Source organism: uncultured Tissierella sp. (assembly GCF_902479755.1).
GTDB classification, from domain to species: domain Bacteria; phylum Bacillota; class Clostridia; order Tissierellales; family Tissierellaceae; genus Tissierella; species Tissierella carlieri.
Window position 1 is genome coordinate 1 of sequence record NZ_CABSQO010000018.1, and the last position, 12,130, is coordinate 12,130.

Consider the following 12,130-nt stretch of genomic DNA (forward strand, 5'->3'; position numbering starts at 1 on the left):
TAGAGCAATTCTATGAAGATATTGTACTATTTTTTCATATTTAGTTTACAGAGCCACGAAAATATAAAAATGGATTGTAGGATTGATCTACTAGATATGCTATTGATAATACTATGACTGCTAATAAAAATATATTTTCTACAATCCATGATATCTTATTAAATCTATTATTCACATACTTCCACAACCTCTTAGGTATATCTGTTGACCCTATTATAAGAATTAAAAATAATAATATATTGGTATATAGTAGGTATAAGGATGTATGATTAAAAATATCATTCCTTCCAAATCCAAATAAGATTTTAATATAACTTAGCCCATCCTTTATGGAATCAAAGGCAAATATAACCCATGATATAAGGACTAGAAATAGGGTATAAATCCTTGAAAAACATTGAGGCAACTTCTTCAACAAATCAAAAAGAAATAGCTTTTCTACAATCAATATAATTCCAAAGAATAATCCCCACAGGGCAAAATTCCAACTGGCACCATGCCATATTCCAGTTAAAATCCAAACTATTAATATATTTCTAATATGGTTAATTCTCCCTTTTCTATTTCCTCCTAAAGGAATATATAGATATTCCTTGAACCATGTACCCAAGGATATATGCCATCTTCTCCAGAACTCTGTAATACTTTTAGACATATAAGGATAATTAAAATTCTCTAAGAAATTAAATCCAAAAATCTTCCCAAGACCAATAGCCATATCTGAATATCCGGAGAAGTCAAAGTATATTTGAAAGCTAAAAGCCAATATGCCTAGCCAAGCAGTTAACACTGGAATATTTGACATATTTAGATGGGATATATTGTCCCAAAGAAGCCCTATATTATTGGCCAATAAAACTTTCTTTCCTAGACCTAAAACAAATCTCTTTATACCTTCACTAAATAAATCATAGGATTCTACTCTATTATCTATCTCTTCTGCTACAGTTTGATATCTTACTATAGGCCCTGCTATAAGTTGAGGAAAAAGAGTTACATAGGTACCAAAGGAAATAATATTATTTTGTACTTTTGTATCTCCTCTATAAACATCTATTGTATAGGACATGGTTTGAAAAGTATAAAATGATATCCCTATAGGTAAGGTAAGATTTAATAGAGGAATGCTAGAACCTAATATATTATTTATATTAGATATAAGAAAATCAGAGTATTTGAAAAAACCTAATAATCCTAAATTAACAAATATAGATACTCCTAACCAGAGCTTTGCTTTGTTTATATTTTCATTGCATTTATAATAATGAACTAATCTACCACAGGTATAATCAAGGACTGTTGAAAATATCATAATCCATATATATTTAGGCTCTCCCCAGCTATAGAATAAAAGGCTTGCTATTAATAGTGTGAAATTTCTATATTTTTTAGGTGATATAAAATATATCGTTAAAACAAAGGGTAAAAAATAAAATAAAAATAATACGCTACTAAAAACCATAATGATCCCCCATTAAAAGATATCTAGTCTGATAAAAATCAGACTAGATTGTAATTTATTCAAAGAACTTATTGATAGCATCCTCTGCTCTTTTTACTTCTGTCTTTGCGAATTCAAGCCTTTCTTCATCAGTAGCCTCTTGTCTATCATCATATTTGCCAAGCATTAAAAAGAAAACATAATCTCCGTGTCTAACTACCTTAGCAGAGTTTACCTTAGGCATATTCATAGGATACTGTAAAGATTCCTCTACAAGAAATTTTCTGTGTTTTTCTAAACTCTCTTCTATGGTAGCTCCTTTACCTTCTTTTGCTTTAATTGCAATAAAAGTATCTACATTGACACTCATCATTGGTGCCTCTGCTATAACGATTTCAATATCTGTTTCTTTTATACCTATTAAGTTTTCTATTTCCTCCATAGTTAATTCTCTATTTGGATAATAATCTTCACCAAGTACTTCCTTAACAGCAGCATGTACTTCCTTTAAATCCACCGTCTTTACTTCGTTTTTCTTTGGAGCACAGCCTCCTACAAATGAAACCATCATTATCATCCCTAAAAATAATCCAAATATCTTTTTCATTTCACTTATCTCCTATCTATATTGTCTTTTATCTCATCTGTACTATATTTATTTCCCTGCTTATCTATGAAGACATCCTTTTCTACCTCTAAAAATTGACCTTCACCATCATTTACTAAATAATATAATCCTTCCTCTTCCTGAAGAAATAATAAAGATTTCTTTCCTTTCTTAAATTCACCTTCCATTTGAGAGAAAACCTTTTCCTTTTCTACCTTTCCTCCCCTTACCCTAAGAACGATTTCATCCTTATGAATATCCCCTAAAAAGACTTGATCAACACTTATGGTAATATCTGTATATATATAATTGTTTTCTTTTATATATTGACTTTTATCAATTTTCTTAGTTTCTCCTATAATTATATAATCTGCATCATAAAAGTTAGTCATAGGATCATCTATGGTAAACCTCCTCGCTATTTGAGGAATTTCAGTATAGTCTTTTGGAACTGAAATTTGTCCCTTAAATAATAGTAAAGGAACTATTATAACTACAGCTGCCGCCATAGATGAAATCTTTGCATATTTTTTATATATTCTACTTTTTTCAACTCTTTCTCTTTCTAATTTTTCTGCTTTCTTATATACCCCTTCTAGGAATTCCCTATTATCTTTCATCATGTCCAGCTCCCTTCTCCAATATTTCTTTAAGAGCTTTTCTAGCTCTATGGATCAATACTCTTGTTTGCCCTAAGGTTTTTCCTAGAATTTTTGATATCTCTTCATAAGATAGTTCTTCAAAGTTAGCTAAATAAATGGCTTTTTCATAATCAGGTTTTAACTTTTTCAAACTTTCAAGAAGGAGTTTTTTTTCTTCATCTTTTATTACTTTTTCTTCTAGACTATCTTCATCTAATAATATTTCATTATCTCTTTCAAAGGGAATTACTTTTAACTTTGATTGCTTTCTTACATAATCTATGGCCTTATTTCGTCCTAATGTATATATATAAGTTTTAAAGGAATAGTCAAATTTATATTTTTCCTTGTAAACATAGACATAGGCAAATACATCCTGAGCAATATCTTCAGCAATAAAGATATCTCCAGTATATCGAGAAATAAAGTATATTAAGTTGTCCTTGTGAGTAAGTACAAGGGTTTCAAAAGCAGTTATATTACCTTCAAGAAATTTTTTATAAAGAATTTTATCATCTATCATTGGAGGCCTCCATTGTCTTTCATATATTATTCGTCTGAGTGGACAAAAAGTTACAGTAAATTTTATATTTTTTTAATTTGCTAGAAAATACCCCATAATATATATGGTTAAAATTTTTCTTGACTTTATTACAATAAATAAGAGAAAATATATTAAGAATATTTTTGGAGGTGAAAAATGAGATTAGATGAAAAAATTGTTCTAGTTACAGGAGCTAGTTCTGGTATAGGTAAGGAGATGGCTTTACTATTTGCCAAGGAAGGTGCGAGGGTGGTTGCTGTGGCTAGAAGAATGAATAAGTTAGAAGAACCTGTAAATTCTTCTACAGGATATAAGGGATTTATTATTCCCTTTGAAGGAGATGTATCTAAACAAGAAGATATAGACAAATTAGTGGACTATACCGTAAAAAACCTAGGTAAAATTGATATTTTAATCAATAATGCAGGAAACCTTGATAATTTCACACCTGCCCATGATTTGTCTGACGAACTGTGGGAAAATATATTGAATATAAACCTTACAGCACCTATGAAATTAACTAGAAAGGTTTTACCTTTTATGGTTGAATCTGGAAAGGGCAATATAATAAATGTTGCATCGATTGGTGGGTTAAATGGTGCTAGAGGTGGTGCTGCATACACTGCATCTAAATTTGGTTTAGTAGGTCTAACTAAAAACATTGGATTCATGTATGCCAATAAAGGAATTAGATGTAATGTTATATGTCCCGGTGGAGTAGATACAGAAATAACTTCAAATCAGAAACCTAATGCTTTTGGAGTTGAACGAATAATGTCTGGTACTGGAAATAATATAAGATCTGGTTCTCCAGAAGAGATTGCAAATATAGCATTATTCTTAGCTTCCGATGAATCCAGCCTAGTCAATGGCGCAACCATTGTAGCCGATGCTGGTTGGACTGCATATTAGTCAATTAAAAAACTAGGTGATATCACCTAGTTTTTTATAAATTCTCTTAGCTCTTTAATGAACTCTTCATTATCTCCCCCATCAAAATATTCTCCTGGCACATCTATAGTGTTCAATATTATTTGTTCTTTTGTAGCTAAAGTTATTAACTTTTCCATAAATATTCCCTTTACACCTCTTATGCTACAGCTTGGACTTTCATTGATGCCCAAAAGTCCAACAATCTCATATTCATTATCTAAGTATTCTTTCATAATATTTATAACATCTTGAGATATGCTTTTGCAGAGAGTTCTAAACTCCGCAGTATCATACTCAAGCTTATCCATAGGCTTTCGCTTCAATCCTAAATGTCTATACTCTGGACAGGGGAGCTGATGAATTCCATCTATTTCGCTCCTTCAATATATCTCTTTGGAAGCCTTTGGATTAATAGAGAGACTATTAAACAACTGGCTATTTTATCGACAAAATTACTTGTGATCCTAGGAATAAAGGCTGCAGTAAAAATCTTTTGCCCTGACTGAGCTAGCCAAGTAAATAATACGTCATTAAAGTCTCCTGTAATACCTCCATATACATAAGTAGCTATAGGCGTACCAATTAAAGGTGCCACCACTGCAAGTATTATTCCAGTTATAGCTGCTGTTACAAAATTGAACTTCCACTTTTTAGCTATAAAGCCAACAGTAATTCCTATTGCAATATTAACTAATGCGAAGGGTATGACCTTCGGATTTGTAATAACTCCTTGAACCAAGTTTGTTAATCCTCCTGCTAAAGCTCCATACCAAGGTCCAAATACAGCTGCTGTAAATATAGTCCCTACAGTATCTAGAAATAATAGCGGTATGCTTAACATGTCAACTACTGTGCCAAGTACAATATTTACTGCAATAGCTAAGGATGAAAAAATCAATGCATAAGTCCTGTTTCTTTGATTCATGAAATAACCTCCTACTATAATTTAATTAAATAAATTATAGTATATAGGTTATTTATTGTATAATTGATAAATATTATAGTTATTTTTTAGATATAGACGGATTTTATTACTATATTATTTATTTTCCTCACTCCATATCAAATAATGACATTATTTCTTCTTCTGATAATTTTGATATTAATGTTTCTCCATCGGTAATTACTTTATCAATCATTTCTTTTTTCTTTTCCTGTAGCTTAAATATTTTTTCCTCTATAGTTCCCTTTGCAACTAGTTTTATAACTTGAACAGTCTTCTCCTGTCCTATCCTGTGGGCCCTATCTGTAGCTTGATCTTCCACTGCTGGATTCCACCATGGATCGAAATGGATTACCATATCTGCAGAAGGTAAATTTAATCCAGTACCTCCTGCTTTAAGAGATATTAAAAATACATCTCCTATTCCTTTGTTGAAGTCCATTACCAGATTACTCCTTTCCATAATAGGAGTTCCTCCATCAAGGTATAAAGTCTTTATCTTATTAGATTCTAAAAGTTTTTTTATTTTTTCTAGCATAGTTGTAAACTGTGAGAATATCAATATTCTATGTCCAGAAGCAACAGCTTCAACTACTATTTCCTCTAAGGAATCTAGTTTCCCGCTTCCACCATTATAGCCTTCTACAAATATTCCAGGATGGCAGCATATTTGTCTCAATCTTGTTAGCCCAGCAAGAATTTTTATATGTGACCTACTATATCCCTTTGTATTTATCTCATCATCTATTTCACCTTTTATAGCCTGTAAATATGCCTTATACAATTTTTTCTGATCTTTTAACATATCTACTACTATCTTTTGTTCTATCTTATCTGGTAATTCCTTTAATACTTCTTTTTTAGATCGCCTCAATATAAAGGGTCTAATCTGATTACTTAATTCTTTTAACTTTTCGTTATCTTCTTTCTTAACTATTGGCCATTCATACTTCCTAATAAATTTCTTACTTGTCAAAAGATACCCTGGCATTAAGAAATCAAATATTGACCAAAGTTCAGATAATGAATTTTCCATAGGTGTTCCAGTCAAAGCAAAATAATTCTTTGCCTTAATATTTTTTACAGATTTTGCACTAAGGGATTCTTGATTTTTAATATACTGTGCTTCATCTAATATACAGTATCTAAAAAATATATCTTTATACTCTCCTATATCTCTTCTAATTAACGGATATGAAGTGATTATTAAATCATAGTCTTTTATAGTGCTAATGAGTTTATTTCTCTCATCCTTACTTCCAACTACTACTAAGGTTTTTAGACTTGGAGAAAATCTCTTTACTTCTTCTTCCCAATTATATACAAGAGATGTAGGTACTATGACTATACTTGCCTCAGAACCTTTTTCCTCTTTCTCAGATAGTAAGAAGCTTATCATTTGAATCGTCTTTCCTAAACCCATTTCATCAGCTAGAACTCCACCAAATCCATAATTCGATAATGTTTTAAGCCATCTGAAACCAAATTTTTGATAATCCCTCAAATCAGCTATCAATCCTTTAGGTAATTCATATTCTATATCATCTGGATCATTTATATCTTGTACTAATCTCTTGAAATTTACATTTTTCTTGATATACTCAATTCCTCTATCTCTTATAAACTTGTCAAGATACAATGTCCTAAATTTAGGAATTTTAACATTTCCATCATGAAAATCTTTTCCTTCAATATCTAAATAATTCAACATATCTACTATATGGTCAAAGGCCTTATTATCAAGAGACAAAAAAGAACCATTTTTCAATTTGTAATATTTCTTCTTTTCTCTTAAGCTTCCTAAGATATTTTCAAATTCAAAATCATCTACACCTTCTATATCAAAATTAAATTCCAAAATATCTGATTTGTCATCAAGCTTGAGTCCACCTTTAAAGCTCTTAGGGCTTATAAGGCCCACTTTCTTAAAGCTCTCAGAATAATATACTTCACAATGTTTCTGTAATTCAGGTATAATATCAGTTATAAAATCATAAATTTGCTCTTCTTCCTCTAGATAGAATCCTCCATCTTCCACCTTAAAATCTCCTTGTTCTAGGAGCATCATTATAGTCCTTTCAGTTTCTATATCCCTTAATAATATTTTTTCTGTATTTAAATCATTTGTCTTTTGTGAAGAAAAAGGATTTATACTTATATTTCCATAATTAAATATTACCTTTCCAAGAATTAACTCATCTTGTTTATCAAAATACATTATAGAATGTAATGGCTCACTATAGATCGACTCTTCTACATTTTTATCTATAATTAATTTTGAATGCCTTCTAATAACAGGAAGTACTTCTGAAATAAAGGTCTCTTTTAAATCTTTTTCTATCCTTATTGCCGTTGTTTCTTTTTTTATTATTTCATTATATATTGGCATTATATTATTTATTTTCTCCTGAGATAATTGATAAATCTTATCCTTATAAAAAAAGTATTCTCCATTTGGTGTCAAGGATATTAACTGTGATCCATCAACAACTCTTAACAGAAGGTCTTCTTTACTCTCCTCTATTTTCAGGTTTAATTCCATATCTTCATCAGTTACTATTATGTCTTCAACATAACTATGATATATATTTGCATTAAATTTTCTATCTTTCATTAATTCAAAAAATCTCTTAAGAGATTCTGGACCTAAGTATATAGCATTTCCTTTAAATGTACTGTTATATTTATTACCATAAGAATTATAAAAATTTATTTCATAATTTTCATATAATAAGGTAATAAAATCTATCAATTTCTTATCATTAGAGTTAAAACAATGGATCTCTGGACTAAATTTAAATTTCTTGCCAAATTCTATTTCCTTATTTTCTTGTAAATCTGATATAAATTTCTCTGCCCCTCTAACCACATATAGTTTATCTACTCCAATTCTAAAATCAAGAAAAGCTCCTTCAGCTGTAAGTTTAAAATTTATTTCTAGATTTACAGGAGTTTTTATATCACTTGATTCTTGGCTATAATAATGAAGTATGTTTTTTATATCTCCTTCATATTTCTTATATCTTGTAAGACTTGTTTCCTCGTAGTCCATAATTAATATCAACAAAGCAACTATATGTTTACAATCTCCATGATATTTTTTATAGGCTCCACATGTACAAGATGTAGCAACAATATTATCATAGCTATTAAACTCAACAATCGATTTATACACAGAACCTCCAACTACACTGGCAACATAATAATTATGGTTTGGAGTTGTCTTTACTTCTCTTACTTTTCCAGATTCATAATATTGTTTTCCTTTTTCATATGTGTCATAGAGTTCTACTCTATCTATTAATATTTCGTCTGTTAATCTTGACATTTTTTCACCACCATATCTATAAGCAATATATTTTTTCTATATTTCCATTGCTAATATAACAATTTAATTCTAATAAATATTCCATATACCTAAGAATTATTTTAACATATCCAAACATTACTCTGTCAGATAATATATTATTATAGTTCTATAATCCTGATATAGATTCTTAGTATATATTTATTTCTTTCATGATATAATGAATTGAGGTGAGAATATGAAAATATATGTGGATGCAGATGGATGTCCCGTAGTTGATATAGCGGTAGGAATTGCTAAAGAGTATAAATTAGAAATAATAGTTGTAAAAAACTATGCCCATGAAATTACCGACCTTTACGCAATTGTTGTTTCTGTAGATATTTCACGTGATAGTGCTGATTTTTATATAATAAATAGAATAGAAAAAGGTGATATAGTTATCACCCAGGATTATGGATTAGCTGCTATGTGTTTATCTAAAGAAGCTATCTGTATAAATCAAAATGGCTTTATATTTTCACAAAATAATATAGATGGAATGTTAAATCGAAGACATTTACATCAACAGCTTAGAAAACAGAATAAATATTATAGCAAAGCTAAGAAAAGGATTCCTGAAGCGGATAGGGAATTTGAAATTGTCTTAAGAAAACTAATTGAAAAACATAATTTTCAAGTACCCTAACCTTTATTCAACAATTTCTTCAAACCTATTAATTGACTTTCCGTCTCGCTCTATTTTTTCTAAAAACATATCTAATGGTCTAACCCAAATTCCACATTCTCCATATAAAGCTTGGTATACAACCATATCTTCTAAAGTCTCTGAATGTTTTGCTATATGAAGGACTAAATATTCTTTTCCTTTGAAATGTTTATATTTTGTATTAGGCTTGATTGTTCTAGTATTTTCATTATTCATATAATGACTCCTTTTCTTTGTGTAATCACATCTTAATTACTTAAGTCTTATTCATCTAATTTTAGATTATATTCTCCATCTATTTTTTCTACAGCAACATTAAAGCTACTTTTGTCTAAAAATTCATCTGGAATCTTGATATCCTTCTTAGTCAAGTTATAAAGAAGCTTCTCTAGAGATTCTACAGCCTTAGATTCTGTAGCATCAACCTTACCAGTGAGAATTGTATCTTTCGTTGGGTTTATAATCACAGATAATCCCTTTCCTGATAATTTAACCCCTTCATCTGTAATTACCTCTTCCTTTAAATAATTAATGTCAGAAGAAATATTAGAGGCTAACTCTTTTAACGACATATCAATAAGGGGCTTATCCTTATATTTAAATTCGTTTATCTTAATTTTAGTTATTTCAACAGCATTATCTACTTTTTTACTTGTTTCAGGATTAAACATACCTAGAGCATTAAATATCAAGATAAATATAATCCCAATCAATATAAATTTTATAAGTTTCATGATTTTCCCTCCTAGAAATTACTAACAACCTCTCATTACATTCTATAAACCATTTCTATCCTTACTTCATTTTTCCCAATATCATCATTAGTATAACAGCTTAGATCAATTCCATTTACTTTAAATCCATTTCTTATATAAAAATCTATAGCTTTGGATCTCAAGAATTATTTCCCTAAAACCTTCATTTATAATATATTATTGTTCTATTACCTTTATAAGTACAAGTCCTTCTCTAAAAGCTCCTCTTTTCTCATTTTTCTCTTGTCTAATTCTTTCAAATTCTTCAATTGATACTCCTTTATGGTCAAGAATTCCATATACTACTTCTATTAAATCTGCAAGTTCTTCTACATTTCCACTTTTAAGATATTCGATTAATTCTTCCTCAAGCTTTTTATTTAATAGCTTAATAAGTTGACTTTCACCTACTTTTTCAACTATTGCCTGCTTCCCTGCCTTTTCAATTATTTCTGGTATTCTATCCCTTACTAACTTATTATATTCTATAGATTTCATATTTACTAATCTACCTCACCTTATCATATTACCCCTATTATACTATATTATCAAAAAATCCCCAATTTTTTATCTGTTATTTTGTATTTATTCCTTACTATATTATAGTATTTTATTTATTATTTTAGATATATACCTTATTAAGGTAATAAAAAAATGATATGCAACCACCATATTTCATAGGAAAAATAACCACCCTGCTGTGAATCACATCAGAATGGTTATCCTCAATTAACTATTTACATCCGATTATTACGAACATATCCATATTATCTACTTCCTTTAAAACTTCCAACCCAGCATCTAAAAAGTATTGCCTCAGTATTGCCATTGGAGGTAAATTGTCCTCTTTTACAGTTTCATCTGCTCCTTTATGAAGATTGTTAATGGACTCCCTGCTTTGAGAATGGCAAATTGTAAGTTTTCCGCCAGCTTTCAATTTTTGTGCCAGACTTGTAATCGCTTCTGATTCTCTGTGTTTAAAATGAGGAAACATGGAATAGCAGATGATATGATCATAGATGCCTTCATCATCTTTGCTCTCCAATACATCTACACATTCAAAGATTACATTCTCATATTTGTTTTTTCTCTGAGCAACCTCAATCATTTTTTCAGCTACATCAATTGCCTTGATGTAACCTGACTGGGTTACTCTTTGAAATAAGCTAGGAATCAGTACACCAGTCCCTGTTCCAACATCTAAAATATGGGTTCCTGCTTTTATTTCAACTAAATCCAGTATAGACTCTACTTTTATCATATCGTGGTTACATATTTCGTCCCAAGTGTTTGCTAATCTATTAAAAAAATCTTTTTGCGATTCCATTTAAATTCACCTATGTGAACTTATGAAACTCGCTAGTTGGATTGAATCTTTTCACCCCTAATACAATTGAAGGTATTAGGATTAATTGTATGATAATCCCTGGAATCCCTTTAATGATTGCACCTTGCACAAACACAACCGGACTAGGAAGCTGTACCATAAAAATTGTTGCCAATACCCATACTGCAGCACCAGCCATAATTCTACCACATATCATACTAATGATAAGGGACATGTAGACATTCACCCTTGATTTTCTATAAAGAAGACTTACTATTGCTCCATAAGTTGCAAGCTCAAGAATCATATAGGGCAATACTGGAAAAAATGGTGGCATCCCCGTCAATAATGAGCTCAAAAGGGGAGTCAATATACCTACTGCAACTGCAAATGGTAATTCTAGAAAAAATCCAGCAATTAGTACAGGAATATGCATAGGCAAAAACACTGGACCTGCTCCTCCTATAGCATGAAATGCCATGGGCAATACAAGCCCCGTGGCTATAAATACTCCCGATAATACCAAGCTCTTTATCATTTTATTTTTCATAATATCCCTTCCTTCAATAAGCGATAATCTCTTTAATCATAAACTCTTTACCACTTAATACCTCTATGTTTTCTCCTCCGCAATAAGGACAGCAGTATTTATTTTCAATCAGACTAAATACTTTATGGCAAGATTTACACATGCCATTTCCCGGTAGAATCTCTATCTCAAGCCTAGTATCCTCTAGCATAGTTCCATCTACTGCAGCTGGATAGCAGGCTTCAATATATCTCGGTATCATGGAGGATAATTGTCCTATTTGAAGCACCAAAGTATCTATATTTGTTATTCCATTGCTTTTAGCAAAATTTTCTACTGTTTTAACTACTTTAATAACTACGCCTAATTCGTGCAAATAGCTCACTCCTACACA

At 30.4% G+C, this 12,130-nt stretch carries 16 protein-coding genes; 2 read left to right on the forward strand and 14 right to left on the reverse strand.

Annotated elements, in window-relative coordinates; genetic code table 11:
- Window positions 1-40 precede the first annotated feature (40 nt).
- The 4 genes from RDK80_RS10605 to RDK80_RS10620 are packed head-to-tail and all read right to left on the reverse strand — an operon-like array spanning window position 41 to window position 3,212.
- Window positions 41-1,462, reverse strand: a complete 1,422-nt coding sequence (locus tag RDK80_RS10605; protein ID WP_308524270.1) for an MBOAT family O-acyltransferase — start codon at window positions 1,460-1,462, stop codon at window positions 41-43.
- A gap of 55 nt (window positions 1,463-1,517) precedes the next feature.
- On the reverse strand, window positions 1,518-2,048 hold the full coding sequence (locus tag RDK80_RS10610) for a DUF4358 domain-containing protein (protein WP_308524271.1): 531 nt from the start codon (window positions 2,046-2,048) through the stop codon (window positions 1,518-1,520).
- Window positions 2,049-2,053: 5 nt separating this feature from the next.
- Window positions 2,054-2,668, reverse strand: a complete 615-nt coding sequence (locus RDK80_RS10615) for a hypothetical protein (RefSeq protein ID WP_308524272.1) — start codon at window positions 2,666-2,668, stop codon at window positions 2,054-2,056.
- Window positions 2,658-3,212, reverse strand: coding sequence for an RNA polymerase sigma factor (locus tag RDK80_RS10620; RefSeq protein ID WP_308524273.1), 555 nt, complete (start codon window positions 3,210-3,212; stop codon window positions 2,658-2,660). The genes RDK80_RS10615 and RDK80_RS10620 overlap by 11 nt, the downstream gene beginning before the upstream one ends.
- 177 nt (window positions 3,213-3,389) lie before the next feature.
- On the opposite strand from RDK80_RS10620, the gene RDK80_RS10625 reads away from it, so the two are divergent.
- Window positions 3,390-4,145 carry an SDR family NAD(P)-dependent oxidoreductase gene (locus tag RDK80_RS10625; RefSeq protein WP_308524274.1) on the forward strand — a complete coding sequence of 252 codons (756 nt, stop codon included), beginning with the start codon at window positions 3,390-3,392 and terminating at the stop codon, window positions 4,143-4,145.
- A 26-nt stretch (window positions 4,146-4,171) separates the two neighbouring features.
- Here RDK80_RS10625 and RDK80_RS10630 read toward each other — a convergent pair whose 3' ends face one another.
- The 3 genes from RDK80_RS10630 to RDK80_RS10640 all read right to left on the reverse strand — a co-directional run bounded on the left by RDK80_RS10630 (window position 4,172) and on the right by RDK80_RS10640 (window position 8,437).
- The gene (locus RDK80_RS10630; protein ID WP_256310662.1) at window positions 4,172-4,474 is read right to left on the reverse strand and encodes a hypothetical protein; all 303 of its coding nucleotides are present in this window, start codon (window positions 4,472-4,474) and stop codon (window positions 4,172-4,174) included.
- Window positions 4,475-4,533: 59 nt separating this feature from the next.
- Window positions 4,534-5,091, reverse strand: coding sequence for a CD3073 family putative ECF transporter S component (locus RDK80_RS10635; RefSeq protein WP_256310663.1), 558 nt, complete (start codon window positions 5,089-5,091; stop codon window positions 4,534-4,536).
- Between the two features lie 127 nt (window positions 5,092-5,218).
- A complete protein-coding gene (locus RDK80_RS10640) occupies window positions 5,219-8,437 on the reverse strand; it encodes an SNF2 helicase associated domain-containing protein (RefSeq protein WP_308524275.1) in 3,219 nt (1,072 codons plus the stop codon).
- A 217-nt stretch (window positions 8,438-8,654) separates the two neighbouring features.
- Here RDK80_RS10640 and RDK80_RS10645 point away from each other — a divergent pair, with 217 nt between their 5' ends.
- On the forward strand, window positions 8,655-9,104 hold the full coding sequence (locus RDK80_RS10645; protein ID WP_308524276.1) for a DUF188 domain-containing protein: 450 nt from the start codon (window positions 8,655-8,657) through the stop codon (window positions 9,102-9,104).
- A 3-nt stretch (window positions 9,105-9,107) separates the two neighbouring features.
- Here the strand turns inward: RDK80_RS10645 and RDK80_RS10650 are convergent, their stop codons facing one another.
- From RDK80_RS10650 to RDK80_RS10680, 7 genes are all read right to left on the reverse strand, one after another.
- Entirely contained in the window at window positions 9,108-9,341 is a 234-nt protein-coding gene (locus RDK80_RS10650; protein ID WP_256310666.1) for a DUF1653 domain-containing protein, read from the reverse strand.
- A 47-nt stretch (window positions 9,342-9,388) separates the two neighbouring features.
- Window positions 9,389-9,859: a hypothetical protein gene (locus RDK80_RS10655; RefSeq protein WP_094902364.1), complete on the reverse strand. Its 471-nt coding sequence runs from the start codon at window positions 9,857-9,859 to the stop codon at window positions 9,389-9,391.
- A gap of 35 nt (window positions 9,860-9,894) precedes the next feature.
- Window positions 9,895-10,023, reverse strand: coding sequence for a hypothetical protein (locus tag RDK80_RS10660; RefSeq protein WP_308524277.1), 129 nt, complete (start codon window positions 10,021-10,023; stop codon window positions 9,895-9,897).
- Between the two features lie 34 nt (window positions 10,024-10,057).
- Window positions 10,058-10,378 (reverse strand): nucleoside triphosphate pyrophosphohydrolase, encoded by a 321-nt coding sequence (locus RDK80_RS10665; RefSeq protein WP_308524278.1) that lies wholly within the window; start codon window positions 10,376-10,378, stop codon window positions 10,058-10,060.
- A 235-nt stretch (window positions 10,379-10,613) separates the two neighbouring features.
- Window positions 10,614-11,207, reverse strand: a complete 594-nt coding sequence (locus tag RDK80_RS10670) for a class I SAM-dependent methyltransferase (protein WP_308524279.1) — start codon at window positions 11,205-11,207, stop codon at window positions 10,614-10,616.
- A gap of 10 nt (window positions 11,208-11,217) precedes the next feature.
- A complete protein-coding gene (locus RDK80_RS10675) occupies window positions 11,218-11,757 on the reverse strand; it encodes an ECF transporter S component (protein WP_308524280.1) in 540 nt (179 codons plus the stop codon).
- Between the two features lie 13 nt (window positions 11,758-11,770).
- On the reverse strand, window positions 11,771-12,112 hold the full coding sequence (locus tag RDK80_RS10680) for a hydrogenase maturation nickel metallochaperone HypA (protein WP_308524281.1): 342 nt from the start codon (window positions 12,110-12,112) through the stop codon (window positions 11,771-11,773).
- Between the last annotated feature and the right edge of the window lie 18 nt (window positions 12,113-12,130).